Source organism: Actinoplanes sp. HUAS TT8, from assembly GCF_051380535.1.
In the GTDB taxonomy this organism is placed as follows: Bacteria; Actinomycetota; Actinomycetes; order Mycobacteriales; family Micromonosporaceae; genus Actinoplanes.
Map to the genome: position 1 here is coordinate 7,616,061 of NZ_CP195646.1, position 22,597 is coordinate 7,638,657.

The window sequence follows — 22,597 nt, forward strand, 5'->3', positions numbered from 1 at the left end:
ACCTTCCACTGACCCCTCGTTTCAACGGCCGCCCTGGTGCGACGATTTCCGGGACACCCGGGGACCGCATCAGGCGGCCTCGAGGGAGGAGAGTGACGAGATGTCGGAAATTCCGACCCTGTACGGAGGGCCGGCCACCCGCCGCGTCCGCACCCGCGACCTGCTCAACGCCAAGGTCCGCGGCGACCGGTGGCCCATGCTGACCTCCTACGACCAGTACACGGCCTCGATCTTCGACCAGTCCGGCGTGCCGGTCCTGCTCGTGGGCGACTCGGCGGCCAACAACGTCTACGGCTACGAGACCACCGTCCAGATCACCGTCGACGAGCTGTTGCCACTGGTCAAAGCCGTGGTCCGGGCCACCAAGACGGCACTGATCGTCGGTGACCTGCCGTTCGGCAGCTACGAGGAGAGCCCCACCCAGGCGCTGCGCACCGCCGTCCGCTTCATGAAGGAGGGCGGCTGCCACGCGGTCAAACTCGAAGGCGGACGCCGGGTGGCCCCGCAGATCGAGGCCATCACCGGCGCCGGCATCCCGGTCATGGCCCACATCGGCTTCACCCCGCAGCGCGAACACACCATCGGCGGCTACCGGGTCCAGGGCCGGGAGAACGAGGGCGCCGAGGTGATCTCCGACGCCCGCGCGGTCGCCGACGCGGGCGCGTTCGCCGTCGTCCTGGAGATGGTCCCGGGCGACGTCTCCAAGCAGATCACCAAGGAACTGCCGATCCCCACCGTCGGCATCGGTGCCGGACCCGACACCGACGCCCAGGTCCTCGTCTGGCAGGACATGGCCGGCCTGCGGACCGGCAAGGCGCCGCGCTTCGTGAAGCGTTACGCCGACCTGGCCGGCGCGCTGACCGAGGCGACCAAGCAGTTCGCCGACGAAGTGCGCAGCGGAGAGTTCCCGGCCGCCGAACACACTTTCTAAAATTTTCCCGTACGGACATGGAAACGGGCCACGCCGTGATCACGGCGTGGCCCGTTCCTGTGCGATCTACCGGCTCCGACGAGAACCCGACGGCGCGCGTACGGCACTGGCCCGCGCCACCGACGTCGCCTTGGCCGCACCCCGTGCACCGCGGGCCGCGGTCGTCGCCCCACCGTTCGTACCGGAAGCGCGGGTGACCTTGGTGGCCTTGGCCGCGTTCCCGGTGGCCTTGGCGCCGGTCGTGGCCTTGTCGGCGGTCTTCTTGGCCGGTGCCTTCTTGGCCGGCACGGCCGCGTTCGCCGCCGAAGCCGCCCGCGACGCCGTGGTCCGGGCACCGGCCCCGGCCTTGGTCGCCTTCGCGCCGCCGGACCGGGTCGCGCCCTTGGCGGCGGTCGCCCGTCCCCCGGCACTCTGAGCCCCGCCCGCCGACCCGTTCGACCGGGAGCCGGCCGCCGAGTTGCTCGACCGAGAACCGGCCGCTGACCCGTTGGACCGGGAGCCGGCCGACCCGTTCGAGCGGGAACCGGCCGCCGAACCGTTGGACCGGGAACTCGCCGGCGAACTGCTCGAACGGCCGCCGGATCGGGTGCTCTTCGCCGCGGTGGAGCGGCCGGTGGCCTTGGCCGGAGCCTCGTCGGCCACCGTCGCGGCGACCTGCGCCGCCTTGGTCGCCGCCACCTTCGTGGTCCGAGCCGCCTTCGCCGCCGCGGCCCGAGTGGTCGCGGCCGTCTTGGCCGCCTTGCGAGCCGCACTCTTGGCCGCGGTGGCGGACACCGCCGCCACGCTCGCGGTAGCCATCGCCTCTTCGGCCCGGGCCGCCGCAACCTCGGTGGCCACCGCCTCAGCAGCCGCCGCCTCAGCAACCATCGCCTCGGCCGCAGCCGCCGCCCGGGCCGACGTAGCCCGAGCCGACGTAGCCTTCCGCCCGCTCGCCTTCACACCAGTCGCCTTGGCCCCGGCCGCCTTCGCACCCGTCACCTTGGCCGCTGCCGCCTTCGCACCGGTCGCCTTCACACCCGCGGTCTTGCCGGCGGCCGCCTTCGACGCCGTCGCCTTCACACCCGCAACCTTGCTCGCCGCTGCCTTACTCGCGGTCGCCTTGGTCGCCGCCGCCTTACTCGCGGTCGCCTTGGAAGCGGTCGCCTTGCTCGCGGTCGCCTTGGTTGCCGTCGCCTTGGATGCGGTTGCCTTGGATGCGGTTGCCTTGGCCGCGGTCGCGCCTGCCTTGGCCGGCGCTGCCTTCCTTGCCGCCGTCTTGGCAGCGGTGGCCTTCGTCGAGGCCGCCTTGGAAGGCGCGACCTTCGCCGCCCCCGCCTTGGTCGCGGTCACCTTGGCGGGCGCGACCTTCGCCGCCCCAGCCTTGGCCGCAGTCACCTTGGCGGGCGCAGCCTTTGCCGCCCCAGCCTTGGTCGGGCTCGCCTTGGCCGGCGCGGCCTTGCTCGCCCCGCCCCTGGCCGAGGTGGCCTTCTTCGCAGTGGCCTTAGCAGCAGTGGCCTTGCTCGCGGCCGTCTTGGTCGGAGCAGCCTTCGCCACCCCAGCCTTAGCCGCATTTGCCCTGGCCGGCGCCGCCTTAGCAGCCCCAGCCTTAACAGCTCCAGCCCTAGCAGCCGTAGCCTTGACCGCCGTCGCCTTGGTCGGCGCGGCCTTCGCCCCTCCGGCCTTGGCCGCTGCACTCTTCGAGGCGCCCGCCTTGACCGCCGACCCGCTCCCAGCCGCCGAGGCCTTGGCCCCACCCGCCTTCGCCGCCGTCGCCTTGGCGCCCGTCGCCTTGGTCCCGACCGTCTTGGCCGGAGCCGCCTTAGTAGCAGTGGCCTTAGCCGCTGTCGCCTTGGTCCCAGCAGCCTTGGCCGCTGTCGCCTTGGTCCCAGCCGTCTTAGTCCCAGCAGCCTTGGCCGCTGCCGCCTTGGTCCCAGCCGTCTTAGTCGCGGTCGCCTTGGTACCGGTCGCTTTAGCCGCAGTGGCCTTGGTCCCGGCAGCCTTGGCGGGAGCCGCCTTCGTCCCGGTCGCCGCAGCCGACCTGGCCGCGGTCGTCTTCGCCGCCCCGACCTTGGTCGCCGCAGCCTTACCAACAGCCGACTTGGCCCCACCAGCGACCGCCTTGGCAGCAGTCGCTTTCGTACTCGCGGCCTTGACCGGAGCAGACTTAACGGCAGTCGCCTTAGCAGGAGCCGCCTTCGCCCCAGCCGACTTCGTCGCCGCAGTCGTCTTGGTCGCAGTCGCCTTCGCCGCGGTCGACCTGGTCGCAGTTGCCTTCGCCGCAGTCGACTTGGCTGCAGTCGACTTGGCTGAAGTCGACCTGGGCGCGGGCGCCTTCGCGGCCCCGCCGTCCACGGCCTCAGCAGTCACCCGGGCCGCCGAAGCCGCCCCACGCGGAGCCGCCGAAGATCCAGCACCCCGGCGCCGACCAGCGTTCTTCCGCCCCGGGGCCTCTACCGCAGCCGCTTCCTCAGCCGCCACGACGGCCCGCTCGGCTGCAGCCGCCGCCGCTGTCCCGGCGGTCCGCCGGCTGCCGACGGTCTTGACCGGTCCGGCCGCCCGCCCGCGAGCCGCCTTGGAGCCCACCGTCTTCACCGGCGCCGAACCGTTCCGCGCAGCCGCCCTGGATCCCACCGTCTTGACCGGCCCGATCGCCGCGACCACGGCTTCGTCGGCCAGTTCGGCGGCTTGGGCGGCCGCTTCGGCCGCTTCGGCCGCCTTGGCCGCCGCTCCCCGGGCGGCCCGCACGGTTCCGGCCTCGCGTTCTTCGAAGTCGGCGGCGGGCCGGGAGTCCCAGTCCTCGTCGTCGTCCGCAGGTTCCGGTTCGCTGACGGCCGGACGTCCCGTGGTGCCTCGGGCCGCGGCCCGCCGGGCGGCGGCTTCCCGCCGTGTCAGCCGCGTCGGTGCCGTTTCCTCGACGGTGTCCGGCTCGGACGGTACGGCGACGAGCCCGGCCGGCCCGGGTCGCGCGCCGGTGGTCTCGGGCAGCGCTCCCCCGCCGACGGCGATCTGCGTGGCCGGCGGTTCCGGTTCGTCCGGCGCGACCTGTCCGACCGCTACGGTGCCGGCCTGGGCGGCTCGGATCGCCGCCATCTCGGCCTGGGCCGCACGTACCGCGGCCGCTTCGGACCGTCCGGTCGCCGGTGCCGCGGACACGGGTTCCGCGGCGGCACCGCGCTTGCGTACCGGCTTGCTCCGCACCACTCCGCCGTCCTCGACGACACCTTCGTCGTCGGGCGAGAGGAACAGCTGCCCGCGGGCCCGCGCGCTCTTGGCGAACGCCGCCATCTGCTCGGAGATGGGGTCCGGTTCCTGCTCACCGTCGGTGTCGTTGTCCGTCTCGGGTGTGCCGAGTGCTTCCAGGTCGGGCCGGTCGGCCCCCCACTGGTCGGATTCCCGGTCGGGGCTCGACGAGTCTCGTGGCGGCGCGAACCAGCCGCCGAGGAACGGCCGGTCGGTCAGGTCGCTGGGCGACACTTCGGCGTCGCCGGGCCGGGCTCCTTCGGCGGTCGACGCGGGCCAGGCCGTTCCGGGCCGGTTCCAGTCCCGTTCGGCATCGGCCGACACGGTGACCTGTGTCTTGTTCGGCACATTGCTGCTGGCCGCCGCGACCCGCCGACCGCTCCGGGCCGCTGCCGCGCCACCGCTGCGCTGCGACACAACCCCTTTCTTGGGTACGGAGGAAGCCCGCGCCACCGGCACCTTGGCCGCCCCACCGGCACCCCGCCCGGTCGTGCTCTTCCCCGCAGCCGGCTTGGCCCCGCCCGCCTTGACGGCACCCGTCTTGGCCGCGCTCGCCTTGGCCACGTTCGACTTGGCCGGACTCACCTTGGCCGCGTTCGATTTGGCGGCCACCACCTTGGCCGCACCGGTCTTGACCGAGCTCACCTTGGGCGCGTTCGTCACCTTGCCCGAGCCGGCCCGCACCGCGGCCGCCTTGCCCGCAACCGGCTTGGCCGCCTTCACCGGCGCCGCCTTGCCGGCCGCGACCCGGGTCGACTTCGCGGGAGCAGCCTTCGTCGCGGCCACCTTCGTCGCGGCCACCTTCGTAGCGACCGCCTTGGCTGCGGAAGCCTTCGTGGCGACCGCCTTGGCCACGGAAGCCTTCGTCGCAGCCGCCTTCGTCGTGGAAGCCTTGGCCGCCACCGGCTTGACCGCAGTGCTCTTGGCCGACCCGGCCTTGGTCACGGCGACCGGCTTGGTCACGGCCGCCTTGCCGGTACGCGGTTTCGCCGCTGCCGGCCCGGCCCCGGATCGCGCGGCCGGAACCCGCCCGGTCACCGACTTGGCCGGTGCACTCTTGGCCGAACTCCGAGCCGCCGCCACCGCTTTACCCGTAGGCTTGGCAGCAGCGGAACCCCGTGCCACCGGCACACTCGCGCGCTTGCTCCCGGCCGTCGTCCCCGCACTCCTGGCCGGGGTCGAGGCCCCGGACCGAGCCGTGGGAACCTTCCCCGCCGCGACCGCCCGAGACCCCGCGGCCTTGGCCGACGCTTTCGAAGTCACAGCCTTCGCGGCCACAGCCTTCGCAGCAGCACTCTTCGCGACCGCAGGCTTCGAGGCAACGCTCTTCGCCGCCGCGGTCTTCGAAGCAGCGCTCTTCGGAGCGACGCTCCTGGCCGCCACGGTCTTGGACGCAGCCGTCTTCGACGCGACAGTCCTGGACGCCGCCGACTTGACCGGCGCGGGCTTGGACGCCGCAGTCTTGGGCGCCGCGGACCTGGCCGGCGCCGCCTTGGCCGCGGCCGGCTTCGCCACGGCCTTCTTCACTGTCGCGCTCTGCTTCACCGTCGCCGGCTTCGCCGGGGCCGTTTTCCCACCGGCAATCCGAGCCGTCACGCCCGCCGGAACCTTTGCTTTCGCCGCCACCGCGACTCCACTCCCCACTTTCGCGGCGGCACGTCCCACCGCTGCCGTCTTCGACGCGCTCACCCGCGGCGCGGGCGTCCGCCCGGTCCCACTCCTGGTCGCGGCACTACCGGCCGCTTTGGCCACCCCGTTCGACGCGGTCCGACCAGTGGCCTCGGATCTGCCCGTTCCGGTCGGCGCCGGGCGGGCACTCACGGCCGCGCGTTTCGCCGTACGGGAAACCGGTTTTGATTCTGCGCCGGAGGCGGCGGGTCTGATCGGTGCCTTCTTGGCAGGGGGCATCGGGGTGTTTCCTCCTTGCGAATGACTGCGGGCACGTCGGCACCGGGAAGGGTCGGACATGGAGCGAGCTGACGGTCTAATTGCTCTCCCCGGTCCAGCGGGCGTCGTCGGCGTCCCACTCGGCATTGCGCTTCTCGACCGTTTCGAGGGCCCGCGTCGCTTCGTCAGCCGTGGCGAACGGGCCGAGCCGGTATTGGGCGGGACACACGTCGTCGCCGTTCTCGACCCGGTGGTGTCGAAGGCACCAGAAGTAGCCCGCCCCGCCGAGCCCACTGTCGTTCATTCCATCACTCTGCAACTAAAAACGACCATGCGCTACCGATTCGGGCAAAATGCCCCAGATTTCCATTGTGGAGCCGAGAGGATTGACCGTCATACCTCATCGGAACGAGCCACCCGGTCAATTCGCCCGGCTTCCCCCTCGCATTCACACCACAGAGACCTCGATGGGTGCCGCAGCGACCTCGATCAGCGGCTCAGCGACCTCGATGAACGCCTGCTGGGGGGCGAAAACAAAGCCGCCCCGGCCGCGAAACGGCGGCCGGGGCGGCGGTGCGACGAAAGGATCAGCTCAGTTCGGCGGCGACCAGTTCGGCGATCTGCACCGCGTTCAGCGCGGCACCCTTGCGCAGGTTGTCGTTCGAGATGAAGAACGCCAGCCCGTTCTCCGCGGTCGGGTCCACGCGGAAGCGGCCCACGTACGACGGGTCGCGGCCGGCCGCCTGCAGCGGGGTCGGCACCTCGGACAGTTCGACCCCGGGCGCGGACGCGAGCAGTTCCTGCGCGCGGGCCGGTGACAGCGGGCGGGCGAACCGCGCGTTGACCTGGATGGAGTGCCCGGTGAAGACCGGCACGCGCACGCACGTCCCGGAGACCAGCAGCTCGGGCAGGCCGAGGATCTTGCGGCTCTCGTTGCGGAGCTTCTGCTCCTCGTCGGTCTCGAAGCTGCCGTCGTCGACGAACGAGCCGGCCTGCGGGATCACGTTGAACGCGATCGGCTTCGGGAACACCTTGGACTCCGGGAACTCCACGGCGGACCCGTCGTGGACGAGTTCGAGGGCCCGGTCGGCGACCTTCTTGATCTGCTCGTCGAGCTCGGCCGCGCCGGCCAGCCCGGCCCCGCCGACGGCCTGGTAGGTGGTGGCGATGAACGACACCAGACCGGCGTCGTCGTGCAGCGGCCGGAGCACCGGCATCGCGGCCATGGTCGTGCAGTTCGGGTTGGCGATGATGCCCTTGGGCCGCACCTTGGCCGCGTCCGGGTTCACCTCGGCGACGACGAGCGGGACGTCCGGGTCCATCCGCCAGGCTGACGAGTTGTCGACGATGACGGCGCCGGCCTCGGCGACGCGGGGCGCGTACTCCTTCGAGCCGCCCTTGCCGGCCGAGAAGAGCACGATGTCCAGGCCGTTGTAGTCCGCGGTGGCCGCGTCCTCGACGGTGACCTCGCCGCTGCCCCAGGGCAGGGTGCGGCCCGCGGAGCGCGCGGAGGCGAAGAGCCGAAGCTCACTTACCGGGAAAGCGCGCTCGGCCAGGATGCGGCGCATGACGCCACCGACCTGTCCCGTCGCGCCGACGATGCCGATCCTCATGACGACCAAAATACGGCCTGAACTGCGTACCAAGAAATCGTCTTGTTCATTATGTGGGATACCTGTCCCATATTTCTGGACGACAGGTCTAGCTTCGAAGGCATGGCGACGTATACCCACGGGCACCACGAGTCGGTCTTGCGCTCACACCGCTGGCGCACCGCAGAGAATTCGGCGGCGTACCTGCTGCCGCGTCTTTCCTCCGGATTCACCCTGCTGGACGTCGGATGCGGCCCCGGCACCATCACGGCCGACCTGGCGACACTGGTCACACACGTCACCGCGCTGGAACGCACCGACGACGCGCTGGACCTGGCCCGCGCCGAGATCGGCCGCCGCGGCCTGACCAACGTCGACTTCGCCACCGGCGACGTCCACGCCCTCGACTTCCCCGACGACAGCTTCGACGTGGTCCACGCCCACCAGGTCCTGCAGCACGTGACCGACCCGGTCGCCGCGCTGCGCGAGATGCGCCGCGTCACCCGGCCCGGCGGCCTGGTCGCCGCCCGCGACAGCGACTACGCCGGCTTCACCTGGTTCCCGCTGCTGCCCGAGCTGGACGAGTGGCTGGCCCTCTACCGGCGCATCGCCCGCGGCAACGGCGGCGAACCGGACGCCGGCCGGCGGATGCTCTCCTGGGCCCGGGCCGCCGGCTTCACCGACGTGACCACCACCGCGAGCATCTGGTGCTTCGCCGACGACGAGGACCGCGCCTGGTGGGGCGGCATGTGGGCCGACCGCATCCTGAAGTCCGACATGGCGGCCACGGCCCTGAGCACCGGCGCGGCCACCCAGGCCGACCTCGACCGCCTGTCGGCCGGCTGGCGCGAGTGGTCCGAGTCCCCCGACGGCTGGTTCACCATCCCGCACGGCGAGATCCTGGCTCGCGCCTGACCGGCCGTACGGCGAAAGGCTCTGGAAAAGGAAGCGATGCAGGACCGCGCGGCAACCGCCGGGGTCCCGCATCGCTCGCGTCAGGTGTTGGGGCGGAACGCCCAGTGCCAGCTCTCGCGCTTGACGTTCTCGACGAAGCCGTAGCGATCGGCGTTCTTGCGCATCCACGACAACGCCTCGGGGTTGAGGGCGAGGTCGGTGGCCATGCCCCAGCCGTGTTCGCTGGTGCCGGGCTTGGCGGCCAGGCCGCCCTGTGAGTAGAGGCCCTTGCGGCGGGCCAGGTCGACCTGTTCCTCGATGGGGCGGTACGAGTCGGTGATGCCGATGTTCACGCCGTCGCGCTTGGCGTCGGCGATGAGCTGGGTGAGGCGTTCCGCGGCGGGCGCCCACAGTTTGTGGCGGGTGTCGCCGACCTGTTCGAGCGCGGATGCCGGGATCCGGCCGTTGCCGTACGCGGCCAGGTCCTCGGGAATGCCCTTGCTGTTGAGTTTGTAGGTTTCCGGGCTGTTCTGCGCCGCGATCGCGCCTTGGAGCTGGCTCGCGAACGCGGTGCTACTGCTGCTGCCCGGCTCCGACGTCCGGGCCGCGGTCGTCGCTGTGGTGGCCTGCTGAGTCTGCAGCGCGATGATCCGGCTCTGGATGTTCGCGATGCGTGCGTTCACTCCCTCGATTCCCACGCTCTACTGGTTCGGCGTGGCCACGGAAATCTGAGTTGCTCCGGGAAAAACTCTCCGCGGGAACCCCTTCGAGACGCACGGTCAGATCCAGATCGACCTCGGATTTCCCGTCCTTCCGGTTCGGCATCACGTTGGTGATCAGGACGAGCAGACAACCGACGATCGCGTACGCGGCGAGCACCCCCATGTGTCCGCCGATCGGCGCTTCCGGGAAGTACAGGTCCTGCCGGATCGCCTGGACGCCGGCGCCGGTCGGCAGGTTCTCGCCGAGATGCCGCCCGAACGCGGGCAGGAACTCGGGCAGGATGCTGGCCCCGGAGATCACCGTGCCGATCATGAAGTAGAACGCGCCGACCGCGGCGCCGGCCGGACCGACCAGCGCCACCGCGCCGGCTGTCGAACCGGTCACGGCCAGCGAGATCAGCGAGAAGATGCCGAGCATCTCCCACTTGTCGGCGTGGCTGCCGATCCCGAACCAGCTCATCGACCACAGGATCGCGGCCGCGGAACCGACCGCGTACAGGATCAGTGTCGAGAGATGCGCGACTCCGCGGCACCAGCTTCTTCGCGTACGGGGGATCAACCGCCCGAGCCCCATCGACGCGATCGTCCCGCCCAGCGACAGCGCCTGGGTGAGGAAGCCCAGCGACACCCCGTTCACGTCGTCGCTGGGCAGCGGCACCACGTCGGTCACCTGCGGTGCGGCGGTCAGCGCCTGGACCGTGGCGACCGCGACCTGGTCGCCGGCCTTGGCCAGCGCCGCCACCTGGGTCGCGGTGCGCTGCTGCAGGACCGCGGTGTACGTGCTGCGCAGCAGGCTCGCGGCGGCCGGGCCGGCCGCACCGGCGACGTAGAGGTGCGGGGCGGTGCCGGTGAGGTCGACCCCGCCGTACACCTCGCGGCGTTTGATCGCGGTGGTCAGCGCGTCGGCCGAGGTGAAGTCGCCCACCGCGAACCGGCCGCCGGATTCGAGCGTGCTGACCACCTCGGCCCGCTGGTCGGCGCTGGCGACCAGCCCGACCGGCAGGTGGTGCGGCGCTGCCTTGTGGCCCATGCCCAGGTAGTACGCGGTCAGGCCGAGCTGGATGACGGTGCCGATCGCGCAGACGGCGAGGGCGAAGCGCCGGAACTGATGTACGGACTGGATCTCGTCGGCCACATTTCTGAGAGTGCCCTGTTCGTAGGACCTATCCGGCCAGATCGGCGGGATTCGTGTTGGCGCCGCAGAGCAGGACGGTGACGCGTTCGCCGGGGGCCGGGCGGTAGGCGCCGGAGGTCAGGGCGGCGTAGGCGGCGGCGGTGCCGTGCTCGACGGCGATGCGGTAGTCGTCCCAGAGCCGGCGGCGGGCGTGGATGATCGCCTCGTCGTCGACCAGGATGGAGTCGATCTTGGCGTCGGTGGCGAGGTCGAAGGCGATGTCCCCGACCCTTCTGGCACCGAGTGCGTCAGCCGCGACACCCTCGACACGGACATCTACCGGTTTTCCGGCTTTCAGGGCCGCGTGCAGCGCCTGCGCGTTCACCGGCTCCACCGCGACGATGCGGGCGCGGTCCCGCAGGGCGGCGATGACGCCGGCCACCAACCCGCCGCCACCCACGGCCACGAGCACCGTGTCCGAGATTTCGGAAATTTCAAGACCTATCGTGCCGTTACCCGCGACCATGGCCGCGTCGTCGTACGCGTGGAAGAACATCGCGTCGGTGCGCTCCAGCGCGGCCGCGTAAGCCTCCGCGTACTCGTTGCCGACCTGCACCACCTTCGCGCCCAGCTTCGCCAGCTTCTCGACCTTGACGACCGGCGCGGTCACCGGCACGAACACCTCGACCGGCACGCCCAGCTCGCGGGCCGCGTACGCCGCGGCCAGCCCCGCGTTACCGCCGGAGGCCGCGACGATGCCGGCCGCCGGGATCTCACTGCTGAGGATCTTGTTCATCATGCCGCGGGTCTTGAACGACCCTGCATGCTGCAGGTACTCCAGCTTGAACCACAGACCGGGCTCGGCCTCGAACAGCGGGGTGCGCCGCACCCGGCCGTCGATGCGCCGGGCCGCCGCTTCCACATCGGCAAGGTTGACCATGGCGACAAATCTAGGCGACGCTCCAGCTGACCTGTCCGGACGGAACCGGTAAGAGCTCACCGATCAACCGGGCCAGGTCGAGTAATCGGTTCGAGAAGCCCCACTCGTTGTCGAACCAGCCGCGCACCTTCACCCCGCCGTCGGCCGTGGTCTGGGTCCCGGACGGGTCGAACAGGCAGGACGCCGGATTGTTCTTCACGTCGATCGACACGGTCGGGTCCGGGTCGTACGCCAGAATGCCGCGCAGCGGCCCGGCCGCGGCCTCGGCCATCGCCCGGTTGACCTCCTCGACCGACACCGGACGCCCGGTCTGGCCGGACAACTCGGCCAGCGAACCGATCGGTGTCGGCACGCAGTAGTAGCTGTAGCGCATCTCGCCGATCTCCGGCAGCGCCACCCGCACCAGGTCACCGACCACGTGGTTGTGCGGGATGATGCTCTCCCCGGTGGCCCGGCCCAGCCGCGGATCGTCGCGCGAGGCGCCGATCAGCGAGTCCTGCACCCGCCCCCAGCCCTGGGTGGCCAGCATCACCGACGTGTTCACCGACCGCAGCCCGAACCGGTCGAGCAGCACCTTGGCCATCACGGTCAGCGCGTTCACCCCGCACGAGGCCGGCGAGACCACGTCGTGCAGCGCCGGGTCGTAGCTGGCGTGGTTGGCCCCGATGACCAGGAACGCGTCCGGGTCGTCGGCCGAGGCACTGATCACCACCTTGCGGGCGCCGCCGTGGGTGATGTGGGTCCGCGCGGTGCCACCGGCCCGGAACCGGCCGGTCGCCTCGATCACCACCTCCACCCCGTGGTCGGCCCACGGGATGCGCTCCGGCCGCTCGTGGCGATAGGTGCGGATGGCGTGGTCGTTGACCACCAGGTACTCGCCGCGGGCGGTCACCGTTCCGGGAAATGATCCCCGGATGCTGTCCCGGCGCAGGCCGTACGCCAGTTTCTCGGTGGACGCGATGTCATTCACCGCGGCGATCGAGACGCCCGGATTCGGTGCGGCCGCGACGATTCGGGTCAAGCTGCGACCGATCCGCCCTAGGCCGTTGATCCCGATCGCGACAGTCATCGAGCGCTCCTCGACTACGTTGCTGTTTTGTGTGCTCCCCGTCCGCCAAGGACACCCCCGTTTTGCACAAGGGTCCACTAGGCGTCACGGGTTCGACACTATGAGTTGTGCAAGTTGCACGTCAACGGATGACAATGTCACACCCGTCGAGTGACCACCTTCAACGCCCGATGCCCAATGTGGAATGCATTACGGCATGCTGAAGACGTGCCCGTACTCCTCTCCTACACCCTCGCGGACGCCGTCTGGGCACAGTGGATCAACAGATCACTGCAGGCCGCGGGCCATGCCGTGGAAATGGCCCCGGCCGGGGTCGACTTCGCTCATCGGCTATCGATCGCGCTTTCCGGCCCGGACCCGGTGATCATTCTTGTCTCGGCCGAACACCGGGGAACCGCATCCGAGTGGTCCCGGGTGCCCGTCACTCCCACCCTCACGGTGCTTCGCCTGGACGCGGTTCCGGCGCCCGCGGCACTGCGCGCCGCGAACTGCAAAAGCCTGCACGACCTGGACGAGGAGGAGGCCCTGGAGATCCTGATGACCGTGGTCGACGGCCCGCAAAACCCTTTTTCGCGTACGTCGTGATTGCGGGCCTGTTTGATTTCCGAACCCACCGGGTAACGAAGATCATCAGTCGCCACGGCCGACCGGTTTCGGACGCCTCAGCGGAATGCCCGGTACATCAGGATCAGACCGATAACGGTGCCGAACGTCACGATGAGGTACTTCAGGACGCGAGCCGGCAGCCGCCGCGCCACCCGCGCCCCGACGTAACCGCCGACCACCGTCGCCGGCGCCAGCGTCGCCACAGCCGCCCAGTGCACGTCCGCGAAGAACGCGAACACCAGCACCGTCATCAGGCCCACGGTCGCCGACAGCACATTCTTCAACGCGTTGATCCGCTTCAACGGCTCGTCCAGGACCAGGGCCAGCGCGGCCACGTACATCACCCCGAGCGCGGCGCCGAAATACCCGCCGTACACCGCCCCGGTGAACACCACCACCTGCAACGTCACCGCCGCCCGGCGCGGTGACATCGCCCGCGGATGCCCCACCAGCCCCCGCAGACGCTCCTGGAACGCCAGCGTCGCCGCCGCCCCCAGCACCAGGAACGGCACGACGACCTCGAACACCCGCCCCGGCGTCACCAGCAGCAACACACACCCGGCGACACTGCCGACCACCGCCGCCGGCAACACCGCCCGGACCCGGCCGCCCTGACCGGCAAGATCCGCGCGGCTCCCGGCCACGCTGGAGACATAACCGGGGAAAACCGACACCGAGTTCGTCACGTTCGCGTCCACGGACGGCAGCCCGGTCGCGATCAGACTCGGGAACGTGATCAGCGAACCGCCGCCGGCGATCGCGTTCACCCCGCCGGCCGCGACACCGGCGACCACCAGCAACAGCATGTGCGACAGATCCATGATGCGAGCGACCCTACGGCGTCCCCGGTCCCCGGTCGCCCCCTCCCACCGGACATCACACCCCCACCCCTCCCCTCTTCCCTCCCACCCTCACCTCGCTCCCCACCCACCGTTCTCCCCCCTTCTCGCTCCCCACCCACCGGTTTTCCGGCCCGCTCCCGTCCCGCGCACGGCCAGCCATCACCCGCACGAGCCGTCAGTGCCAGCTCGATCCGCCCAGCTGGCGCTGACGGTCGTCTCAGCGCCGAAAAACAGCCACCACCACCAGCCGAGCAGTCCCAGCTGGCACTGACGGTCGTACCCGGGCCGAAAAACAGCCGCCAGCACCAGCCGAGCACCCCGAGCTGGCGCTGACGGCTGGTCTCGGGCCGAAAAACAGCCGCCAGCACCAGCCGAGCGGTCTCAGCTGGCGCTGACGGCTGCACCGGGGGCGGGAAAGCAGCCGTGAGTGCCAGCTGGCGGCACTTGGCTGGCGGCTATGGCTGTTTGCTCTGGGGGCGGCCGGGGGTGCTTGCGTGGGAGCAAAACGTGCACCGGGTTCGCGGGGCCGCACCGGCCAGGACGTAGTATTGCGGCGCGACGGACGAGTCGGCTGGGCGGCCGCGTCGGTGTCTTCGGGCACCGCCGAGGAACGTCCGGACTCCGCAGAGCAGGGTGGTTGTTAACGGCAACCCGGGGCGACCCGCGGGAAAGTGCCACAGAGAACAGACCGCCGGCGCACGCGCCGGTAAGGGTGAAACGGTGAGGTAAGAGCTCACCAGCACCCCGGGTGACCGGGGTGGCTCGGTAAACCCCACCCGGAGCAAGGCCAAGCAAGGTCGTGTCCGCAAGGCCACGGCCGGCGCAGGGTTCGAGGGCTGCTCGCCCGATCCTGCGGGTAGGCCGCATGAGCCTGTCGGCAACGGCAGGCCGAGATGGATGGCCGTCACCGGGGCTCCGGCCCCGGCCACAGAATCCGGCGTACAGGCCGACTCGTCCGCCGCCCTGTCGCGCAACACCGCCGATCACTCGCCGGCTCAGTCGTCGACGATCGTCGGCAGAGCGTGAAGCCGGGCGGCCGGCGCCCCATCGCGTCTCCGCTGGTGAGCGGCCCGAAACATGATCAGCGTGCCCCGCGTCCAGCACCCGGACGGAACGTTCGGCTGCGACGTTCTCCACTACGTCCGCCGGTCGGCGCTGGACCGGCTCGGGATCACTGCCGGACCCGGACCTGCTGGGTCACCTCCGGGTAGCCCGGCTGATACGGCTGGGCCGCGAAGAACCCCTCCAGCTCCGCCTGTTCGAGGACGTCCTTGGTCGCGCGGGCGCGGGCGGATTTCGCGGAGCGGGAGCGGGCGACGTCCTCGGCCGCCTTGGCCGCCTGATTCGCGCGGCGGGTGACGGCGGCTTTCGCGGCCCGCCGGCGGGCGACTTCGGGGTCGAGGCGGCGGGCCGGGCGGATGTCGGCCTCGATCTCGCGGGCCTCGATCGCCGCGAAGTCTGGGCGGATCTTGGCGGCGACCCATTCGACGCCGGCGACCAGGCCGACGACCAGGGCGAAGATGACGCGCAGGCCGATCGGGCCGGGGGCGGCGAAGTTCACGGCGGCGGAGATGCTGACGACCAGGACGAGGACCTTGAGGGCCGCTTTCTGGGCGTCCTGGGCCATTCCGGCGGTCTGGCTGATCGTCAGCATGGAGACCATGGCCAGATCAAAAACGGCCGGCACGATCCACGCGAACAGCCCGGCGCCAAGGCTCACCAGGTAGTGCCCCTGGTGCAGATAGCTGGCCGCGAGCGCGCCCATCAGGATCCCGTTGTTGGCCCGTTTGATGGTCCGGATCGCCTTCAGCATGCCGGGCACGGCACCCTTGGCGTACTCGGCGGCGAACTGCTGCGTCAGCGTCATCTGCGCCGGCAACGCGAACCTCCCCAGCCACTTCGGATGCGAGGAACCCTCGGAGAACAGGCCAGACGCTACCGAAGATCGGTCGAACGGGGGCAAGGTTCGCAACGGACCGCAAGGTCCGCAATAAAAATCAAACGCCGATTCGCGTACGTCGGGAGCGCCCGCCCCCGCGCCCCGGGGCGGGCGAGCGGGAGCGCCCGCGAACCGCGTGAGCACGCACCCGCCACCGGGGCCGGCGCGTGCTCACGGCCGTACGCGCAAATGATTGAAATCGGTCAGGTGGAAGACGCTGTGCCGACCGCGGTGGTCGTCTCCCGTTCGATCCGCGGGTCGCCCTCGTCGGCGAAGTAGTCGTCCCGGGTCGTCCCGTCCACGCCCTCGGGCGTCTTCATGGCCCGCAGCACGAACGTCACGAGGACGGCGACCACCAGGTTGACCAGCACCGCCACGAACCCCACGTAGATCGTCTTCTTGGTGTCGAGGCCGAACTCGGAGAGTGCGAACGCCGAGCCGCCGAAGTGCTTGCGGCCGGTGGCCGCGTTCGGGATCTGCCAGAGCATCCAGAACGCCAGGATCATGCCGGCCGCCCAGCCGGCGATCAGCGCGCCCCGGTGCAGCCAGCGGCCGTAGAGGCCGAGGATCACCGCGGGCGCCGTCTGCAGGATGATCACACCGCCGATGAGCTGCAGGTCGATGGAGAACTGGGGGTCCAGGAAGACGATGAACGCCACCGCGCCGACCTTCACCACCAGCGAGGTGATCTTGGCGACGTTGGCCTCCTGGGCCGGGCTGGCGTCCCGCTTCAGGTACTCCTTGTAGATGTTGCGGGTGAACAGGTTGGCCGCGGCGATCGACATGATCGCGGCCGGCACCAGCGCCCCGATCCCGATCGCGGCGAATGCCACCCCGGCGAACCAGGCCGGGAAGTGCAGGTCGAACAGCAACGGCACCACCGTGTTGCTGTCCACACTGCCGGCCTTGGCCCCGGCCAGCGGCTTCACCCCGGCCGCGATCGCCATGTAGCCGAGCAGCGCGATCAGGCCGAGCAGGAAACTGTAGGCGGGCAGCGCCGACATGTTCCGCTTGATCACGTTGCGGTTCTTGCTGGCCAGCACCCCGGTGATGCTGTGCGGGTAGAGGAACAGGGCCAGCGCCGAACCGAGCGCCAGGGTGAAGTACTGCACCTGGTTGTTGCCGTTCAGCAGGATCCCGTCACCCGGCGCCGGCGAGGCCTGGAACTTCTTGTCGGCCGCCTCGAAGATCGCCCCCCAACCCCCCAATTTGTACGGCAGGTAGAGCACCGCGACCAGGATCACGATGTAGATCAGGGTGTCCTTGACGAACGCGATCAACGCCGGCGCCCGCAGCCCGGACTGATACGTGTACGCGGCCAGGATCGCGAACGCGATGATGATCGGCAGATGCCGGGCGATCGCACTGTCCCCGGTCACGCCCATCGTCTTGAGCACCGCCTCGATCCCCACGAGCTGCAGGGCGATGTACGGCATGGTCGCCACGATCCCGGTGATGGCGATCAGCAGGGCCAGCGTCGGCGAGTCGTACCGGGTCCGCACGAAGTCGGCCGGCGTCACGAACCCGTGCCGGTGCGACACCGACCAGAGCCGGACCAGGATCAGGAAGAACAAGGGATAGATGACCACGGTGTACGGCACGGCGAAGAACCCGGCCGCACCGGCGCCGAAGATCAGCGCGGGGACGGCGACGAACGTGTACGCCGTGTACAGGTCCCCGCCGACCAGGAACCAGGTGATCCAGCCCCCGAAGCTGCGCCCGCCCAGCCCCCACTCGTCCAGGTGAGCCATGTCCTGCGGCGCCCGCCACCGCGCGGCCACGAACCCCATCCCGCTCACCAGCAGGAACAGGATCGCAAAGACGACGATCTCAGTGACGTGGTCGCTCATGGCGCCACCTCCGCTGCGCTCCGGCGTCGCCATGAGTTGAATACTGAGCCCGATGATTCGTTCGCAGGCTCTCTCATTGCCGGCTCCGCTTCTTGGTCATCTGGTAGACCAGCGACGTCGTGCCCACCCCGAGCAGGATGAAGGCGAACTGCAGCCAGTAGAACAGCGGGAAGCCGCCGAGCCGCGGCCCGTCATGGTTGAACAGGAACGTCAGCAGCGGCACCACGATCGGCACCACCAGCAACCAGTTCCAGGGACTGCTATCGGTACGCGGGGATTCCGGCTCCGCCATGATCCGCCTCCCTCAACAGCGTGTGTGGTTTCCGTCACGCTAACGAGGCAGTCGCCCCCAAGGCGATCAACGTGCGCCGAACGGGCACGGCCGTGCGCCGAGCGGCCTCACCAGGCTTCCACCCATGAGCATGAATCGGCGCCTACCTGGTGAGCGCGGCGTGCCCGCTCGGGCGAGGTCGACCGGACGGGTGACCGCCGGCGAGGGACTGCGGGCCGGTCGGGTGGCGACCCATTCTGTGCGGGCCGAGACACCCTTCACCTGCGTTTGAGGAGCGACCCATGACCTTTCCCGGAAAGCGCCGGCTCAGCCTGGCGGCTCTGAGCCTGGCCGCGGCCACCGTGTTCGTGCTCGGGTTCGCGGCCCCGGCGTCCGCGTCGTTCACCGATCCGGACGTCAGTGAATGCCTGGAGTTCACGCACAGCAGGCCGTTGATCGGCAGGACGCAGAAACTGATGGCGACCAACAGGTGCCGGAGCAAGACCCACGGGTTCAAGGTCCACAACTGGTCGTTCATCTCCCAGGAGACCTCGTACTGCATCGAGGTCGAGCCGTCCCGAAGCGGCGGATGGAAATGGACCAAGGGCCGGAACCACTACGAGGTCATCAGCTGCTGAAAGCGGTCCCCGGGCCACCCGACGGTGGCCCGGGGACACCTCAGATCAGGCCGAGCGCGATCGTCTTGGTGAGGGTGGCGTTGGTGTCGTCACCGTCGAGGGACCACATCATGGCGCCGCCCAGGCCGCGCGTACGGATGTAGAGGGTTTTCTGCAGGAGGACGGCCGGATCGTCGTACGTCCAGAAGGTGTTGCCGTTGAAGAGCCAGGCGTGACCGTTCCGCAGATCCCGGTGCACGGTGTAACCCTGGGCCGGGAGGTTCTTGAGCGTCTTCCAGTCCTCGGTGCCGGCGGCGAAGACGCCCTGGGCCGGGCCGGTGGCGGGCTGGAAGAGGCCGTTGCCGGTGCCGGTGACGCCGGTCCAGCCCTGGCCGTAGTAGGGGACGCCGAGGACCAGCTTCTGGCGCGGGGCACCGCCCGCGAGCCACGTGTCGACCGTGTTCTGGACGGAGAAGTCCGGGTTGTCGGGGGCGCCGGCCGGAACGCGCAGGGCCGACTGCTGGTTGGTCCGGGCCTCCCAGGTGCCGTGGTAGTCGTAGCCCTGCAGGGTGCCGAAGTCGAGGTACTTGAAGATCTTGGAGACCTCGAAGCCGGCGGCGATCTTCGCCGGGGCGGCCGGGAGGAACGCGGTCAGGTCGTAGTGGCGGCGGGTGGACCGGCCGAGCTTGTCGAGCTGGGCGCGGAACTCGGCGGCGAGCAGGGTGAAGTTCTGCTTGTCCTCGGGGCGGATGACGTTGCCGGCGTTGCCGTCCGAGCCGGGCCACTCCCAGTCCAGGTCGATGCCGTCGAAGATGCCGGCGCCGACGCCCTCGGTGAGTCCGGTCAGGTTGCCCTTGATCCAGAGGTCCACGCAGGACGAGACGAGCTTCTTGCGGGAGGCGTCGGTCAGGGCCGCGTCCGAGAAGTACGCCGAGCCGCTCCAGCCGCCGAGCGAGATCAGCACGCGCAGCTTGGGGTTCTTCTTCTTGAGCTCGGCGAGCTGGTTGAGGTTGCCGGCGATGGGCTGGCCGGCGACGTCACCGACACCGTCCACACTGTTGGCGTCCGAGAACGGGGTCTGCCAGTCGGCCCACGGGTCGGCCGAGGCGCAGACACCGTCGGCGGTGACCGGTCCGAAGGCGTAGTTGAGGTGGGTGAGCCGGGCCGCCGCGCCGGACTTCTGGACCTTGGCCAGCTGGAAGTCGCGGCCGTAGATGCCCCACTGCGTGAAGTATCCGACCTTGACGAAATTGGTGGTGGCAGATGCCGGCGCGGGAGCGCCGGCCACGACGGCCGTCATGGCTGCGGCAGCCGCGACGAGGCCACGGGTGAAACCCTTCATGAGCCCCCCAAGGGCGAAACGGTTAAGAACGTTTCCTGATCGAGGAAACTAAACGTCCCGCCCCACGGGGGTCAATCTTTTCTATCGAAGATGGGCAGTCTCGTTCACGGAACGGACCGCGATGTTGCCGTCAGGCCAGATGTCCATGGTGGATACGCCCGCTGCGTCCAGAAAGAGCCGATGCAGGAACGCATCCCCGGCCGCGAGCGCGTCCCGCAGGATCAGCTTGATCGGCGAGACGTGCGAGACGACCACGACGACCTGACCCGGGTACGCCTGCACGATCTTGGCCATCGCCCCACGCACCCGCTTGCCGACCGTCTGGAACGACTCCCCCTTCGGCGGGGCCACGCTCGTCGACTCCAGCCACGCGGTCATCTCCCGCGGCCAGCCCTCCTGCACCTCGGCGAAGGTCTTGCCCTCCCACAGCCCGAAGTCGCACTCGATCAGATCGTCCATGACCGTCACCGGCACCGCGCCGACCTCGGCCGCGATCAGCTCGGCGGTCCGCACGCAGCGGGCCAGCGGCGAGGTCAGCACCGCCCCGACGTCGCGGGACAGCCCGGCCACCCGGCCGGCCGCGGCCATCGCCTGGGCCTCGCCCTCGTCGGTCAGCGGCACGTCGCCCCGGCCCGAGTAACGGCCCTGCGCGGTCATCGCGGTCGCGCCGTGCCGGACCAGGATCAGCCGGGTGGCGTTGTCCAGCGACGGCGGCGCCCACGAGCGCGGCTTCGGCACCTCCGGCCGTTCCCGGTCGCCGGTGAACTTGCCCGCGGCCTCGTCCATGGCCCGGTTGGCCAGGGCGTCGGCGGCCGTGTTGCGTTCCCGCGGGATCCAGTCGAAGGTGACCGTCTGGAACTTGGAGACGAGTCCGGCCGCCTCGGCGGCGAGCGGGCGCAGCCCCGGGTTCTTGATCTGCCAGCGGCCGGACATCTGCTCGATGACCAGCTTGGAGTCCATCCGGACGTCGACCCGGGTGGCGTTCAGCTCGGCGGCCGCGCGCAGGCCGGCGATCAGCCCCGAATACTCGGCGACGTTGTTGGTGGTCGTGCCGAGAGCGGCGTAGCGCTCCAGCAGGACCTCGCCGTCGGTGTTCAGGACCACCGCGCCGTAACCGGCCGGGCCCGGATTGCCCCGCGAGCCGCCGTCCGCCTCGACGACGACCCGCAGGTCACCGCTCATAGACCCGACTCCGACGTACGGACCATGATCCGCCGGCACTCCTCACAGCGCACCACCTCGTCGGCCGGGGCGGACTTCACCCGGTTCAGGTCGGCGCCGTACAGCTCGATCCGGCACGCCCCGCAGCGACCGGCGTAGACCAGCGCGGCCCCCATCCCGGTGTCGGCGCGGATCTTGTCGTACAGGGTGACCAGGTCGGCCGGCAGGTCGGCGGCGAGCGGGCCGCGCGACGCCGACTTGAACTCCTGCTCCTTGACGATCTCGGCCGACGTCTCGTCACGCCGCCGCTCGGCGTCCGTGCGCCGCTCGCCGGCCGCGATGGTCCGCTTCTGCACGTCGGCCAGCGCGGCGGCCGCGGTCTCCCGCTGCTCCATCAGCTCGAGCTCGGCGTCCTCCAGCTCGGACTGCCGCCGGTTCAGCGTGGCCAGCTCGTGCTGCAGGCCCTCGACCTGCTTCAGCGAGCCGCCGGCGTCCAGCTGCTGCTGGTCCTTGGCCTTGCGCTGGCGGACCTGGTCGATGTCCTTCTCGAACCGGGAGATGTCCCGGTCCAGGTCGTCGACCGCGACCTGCGCGCGGATCCGCTCGTCCTCCAGCGCGGAGATCTCCCGGGCCACCGCCTCGATCTCGGCGAGCTCGGGCAGACTCTTGCGGCGGTGCGCGAGCTGGGCCAGCGCGGTGTCGACGGCCTGCAGGTCGAGCAGGCGGCGCTGGGCTTCCGGGGCGGCCTTCACGAGTGGTTCTCCTTCAGCGCAGAGGCGGAATGAACGGTCCAGGGATCCGTGTCCAGGTCGGACACCACCACATCGACAGGGAACTGTGTACGCAGCCAGGCCGCCACGTCGTCCAGCCAGGGGCGCTCGGTCGCCCAGTGCGCGGCGTCGAGCAGCGCCGGGCCGTCGTTCGCGAGATGCTCACCGGCCGGGTGGTGCCGCAGGTCCGCGCAAAGATACGCGTCCACGCCGGCGCGGGCCGCGTCGGCCAGGAAGGAGTCGCCGGCACCGCCGCAGACGGCCACCGTACGGATCGACCGCCCCGGATCCCCGGCGGCGCGCACCCCGGCCGTGGTGGCCGGCAGGCGCTCGGCCGCGAACGCGGTGAGCTGCGCGAGGGTGAGCGGCTCGGCCAGCTCACCGATCCGGCCGGCACCCCGGCCACCACCGGCGGCGGCACCCTCGGCCGGCACCAGCGGGCGCAGCCCGGTCAGCCCGAGCCGCGCGGCGAGCGCGTCGGAGACACCGGGACTGGCGACGTCCGCGTTGGTGTGCGCGGTGTAGAGGGCCACCTCGGCGCGGATCAGCCGGTGCACGCTGCGCCCCTTGAACGTGTCCGGGGCGAGCGACGACACCGGCTTGAGCAGCAACGGGTGGTGGGCGACGATCAGATCGGCGCCGACGGCGAGAGCCTGGTCGACGGTCTCCGGGACGCAGTCCACGACGCAGAGGACGCGGGCCACGGCGTGATCGAACTCGCCGAGCACCAGGCCGACCCGGTCCCAGGACTCCGCCCAGTTCCGCGGGTAACGCGCGTCGAGCGCGTCGACCACCTGGCGAACGGTAGGTACAACGGCAGGGTCCACGACC

The 22,597-nt window shown here is 70.4% G+C and carries 20 protein-coding genes and 1 other RNA gene; 6 read left to right on the forward strand and 15 right to left on the reverse strand.

Annotation, left to right across the window (positions count from 1 at the left end; genetic code table 11):
* The first annotated feature begins 100 nt into the window (after positions 1-100).
* Positions 101-931, forward strand: coding sequence for a 3-methyl-2-oxobutanoate hydroxymethyltransferase (gene panB / locus ACSHV8_RS33520; protein ID WP_436522367.1), 831 nt, complete (start codon positions 101-103; stop codon positions 929-931).
* A 66-nt stretch (positions 932-997) separates the two neighbouring features.
* On the opposite strand, the gene ACSHV8_RS33525 is transcribed toward panB, so the two are convergent.
* Positions 998-5,233, reverse strand: coding sequence for a hypothetical protein (locus ACSHV8_RS33525; protein WP_436522369.1), 4,236 nt, complete (start codon positions 5,231-5,233; stop codon positions 998-1,000).
* Between the two features lie 115 nt (positions 5,234-5,348).
* Here ACSHV8_RS33525 and ACSHV8_RS33530 point away from each other — a divergent pair, with 115 nt between their 5' ends.
* Complete coding sequence (locus ACSHV8_RS33530) at positions 5,349-6,083, forward strand: hypothetical protein (protein ID WP_436522371.1); 735 nt, start codon at positions 5,349-5,351, stop codon at positions 6,081-6,083.
* A 51-nt stretch (positions 6,084-6,134) separates the two neighbouring features.
* Here ACSHV8_RS33530 and ACSHV8_RS33535 read toward each other — a convergent pair whose 3' ends face one another.
* Positions 6,135-6,341: a hypothetical protein gene (locus ACSHV8_RS33535; RefSeq protein ID WP_436522373.1), complete on the reverse strand. Its 207-nt coding sequence runs from the start codon at positions 6,339-6,341 to the stop codon at positions 6,135-6,137.
* 283 nt (positions 6,342-6,624) lie between these two features.
* Positions 6,625-7,650 carry an aspartate-semialdehyde dehydrogenase gene (locus ACSHV8_RS33540; RefSeq protein ID WP_436522375.1) on the reverse strand — a complete coding sequence of 342 codons (1,026 nt, stop codon included), beginning with the start codon at positions 7,648-7,650 and terminating at the stop codon, positions 6,625-6,627.
* A 102-nt stretch (positions 7,651-7,752) separates the two neighbouring features.
* On the opposite strand from ACSHV8_RS33540, the gene ACSHV8_RS33545 reads away from it, so the two are divergent.
* Positions 7,753-8,544 (forward strand): class I SAM-dependent methyltransferase, encoded by a 792-nt coding sequence (locus ACSHV8_RS33545; protein ID WP_436522377.1) that lies wholly within the window; start codon positions 7,753-7,755, stop codon positions 8,542-8,544.
* Between the two features lie 80 nt (positions 8,545-8,624).
* Here the strand turns inward: ACSHV8_RS33545 and ACSHV8_RS33550 are convergent, their stop codons facing one another.
* Genes ACSHV8_RS33550 through ACSHV8_RS33565 form a run of 4 tightly spaced genes read right to left on the reverse strand, consistent with a single transcriptional unit; the run spans position 8,625 to position 12,368 of the window.
* Positions 8,625-9,206: a M15 family metallopeptidase gene (locus tag ACSHV8_RS33550; protein WP_436522379.1), complete on the reverse strand. Its 582-nt coding sequence runs from the start codon at positions 9,204-9,206 to the stop codon at positions 8,625-8,627.
* Positions 9,097-10,380, reverse strand: a complete 1,284-nt coding sequence (locus tag ACSHV8_RS33555) for a hypothetical protein (RefSeq protein WP_436522381.1) — start codon at positions 10,378-10,380, stop codon at positions 9,097-9,099. Before ACSHV8_RS33555 ends, ACSHV8_RS33550 begins: the two co-directional genes overlap by 110 nt.
* A gap of 28 nt (positions 10,381-10,408) precedes the next feature.
* On the reverse strand, positions 10,409-11,299 hold the full coding sequence (locus tag ACSHV8_RS33560) for a serine/threonine dehydratase (RefSeq protein WP_436522383.1): 891 nt from the start codon (positions 11,297-11,299) through the stop codon (positions 10,409-10,411).
* A gap of 10 nt (positions 11,300-11,309) precedes the next feature.
* A complete protein-coding gene (locus ACSHV8_RS33565; protein ID WP_436522385.1) occupies positions 11,310-12,368 on the reverse strand; it encodes a type I glyceraldehyde-3-phosphate dehydrogenase in 1,059 nt (352 codons plus the stop codon).
* Positions 12,369-12,518: 150 nt separating this feature from the next.
* Between ACSHV8_RS33565 and ACSHV8_RS33570 the strand changes: the two genes are divergently transcribed.
* Positions 12,519-12,953 (forward strand): toll/interleukin-1 receptor domain-containing protein, encoded by a 435-nt coding sequence (locus ACSHV8_RS33570; RefSeq protein ID WP_436522387.1) that lies wholly within the window; start codon positions 12,519-12,521, stop codon positions 12,951-12,953.
* A 77-nt stretch (positions 12,954-13,030) separates the two neighbouring features.
* Here ACSHV8_RS33570 and ACSHV8_RS33575 read toward each other — a convergent pair whose 3' ends face one another.
* Entirely contained in the window at positions 13,031-13,795 is a 765-nt protein-coding gene (locus tag ACSHV8_RS33575; protein WP_436522389.1) for a sulfite exporter TauE/SafE family protein, read from the reverse strand.
* Between the two features lie 584 nt (positions 13,796-14,379).
* On the opposite strand from ACSHV8_RS33575, the gene rnpB reads away from it, so the two are divergent.
* Positions 14,380-14,774, forward strand: an RNA gene (gene rnpB, locus ACSHV8_RS33580) — RNase P RNA component class A.
* Between the two features lie 213 nt (positions 14,775-14,987).
* On the opposite strand, the gene ACSHV8_RS33585 is transcribed toward rnpB, so the two are convergent.
* From ACSHV8_RS33585 to ACSHV8_RS33595, 3 genes are all read right to left on the reverse strand, one after another.
* Positions 14,988-15,695, reverse strand: a complete 708-nt coding sequence (locus tag ACSHV8_RS33585) for a DUF2637 domain-containing protein (RefSeq protein WP_436522391.1) — start codon at positions 15,693-15,695, stop codon at positions 14,988-14,990.
* Positions 15,696-15,958: 263 nt separating this feature from the next.
* On the reverse strand, positions 15,959-17,605 hold the full coding sequence (mctP, locus tag ACSHV8_RS33590) for a monocarboxylate uptake permease MctP (RefSeq protein WP_436522393.1): 1,647 nt from the start codon (positions 17,603-17,605) through the stop codon (positions 15,959-15,961).
* Positions 17,606-17,678: 73 nt separating this feature from the next.
* Positions 17,679-17,897, reverse strand: a complete 219-nt coding sequence (locus ACSHV8_RS33595) for a DUF3311 domain-containing protein (protein ID WP_436522395.1) — start codon at positions 17,895-17,897, stop codon at positions 17,679-17,681.
* Positions 17,898-18,178: 281 nt separating this feature from the next.
* Between ACSHV8_RS33595 and ACSHV8_RS33600 the strand changes: the two genes are divergently transcribed.
* A complete protein-coding gene (locus tag ACSHV8_RS33600; RefSeq protein WP_436522397.1) occupies positions 18,179-18,514 on the forward strand; it encodes a hypothetical protein in 336 nt (111 codons plus the stop codon).
* Positions 18,515-18,554: 40 nt separating this feature from the next.
* Here ACSHV8_RS33600 and ACSHV8_RS33605 read toward each other — a convergent pair whose 3' ends face one another.
* The 4 genes from ACSHV8_RS33605 to ACSHV8_RS33620 all read right to left on the reverse strand — a co-directional run bounded on the left by ACSHV8_RS33605 (position 18,555) and on the right by ACSHV8_RS33620 (position 22,593).
* Positions 18,555-19,835 carry a glycoside hydrolase family 18 protein gene (locus tag ACSHV8_RS33605; RefSeq protein ID WP_436522399.1) on the reverse strand — a complete coding sequence of 427 codons (1,281 nt, stop codon included), beginning with the start codon at positions 19,833-19,835 and terminating at the stop codon, positions 18,555-18,557.
* An 81-nt stretch (positions 19,836-19,916) separates the two neighbouring features.
* On the reverse strand, positions 19,917-21,017 hold the full coding sequence (locus ACSHV8_RS33610) for a bifunctional RNase H/acid phosphatase (RefSeq protein WP_436522401.1): 1,101 nt from the start codon (positions 21,015-21,017) through the stop codon (positions 19,917-19,919).
* Positions 21,014-21,748, reverse strand: a complete 735-nt coding sequence (locus ACSHV8_RS33615) for a zinc ribbon domain-containing protein (RefSeq protein WP_436522403.1) — start codon at positions 21,746-21,748, stop codon at positions 21,014-21,016. The genes ACSHV8_RS33610 and ACSHV8_RS33615 overlap by 4 nt, the downstream gene beginning before the upstream one ends.
* The gene (locus ACSHV8_RS33620; RefSeq protein WP_436522405.1) at positions 21,745-22,593 is read right to left on the reverse strand and encodes a Nif3-like dinuclear metal center hexameric protein; all 849 of its coding nucleotides are present in this window, start codon (positions 22,591-22,593) and stop codon (positions 21,745-21,747) included. The genes ACSHV8_RS33615 and ACSHV8_RS33620 overlap by 4 nt, the downstream gene beginning before the upstream one ends.
* Between the last annotated feature and the right edge of the window lie 4 nt (positions 22,594-22,597).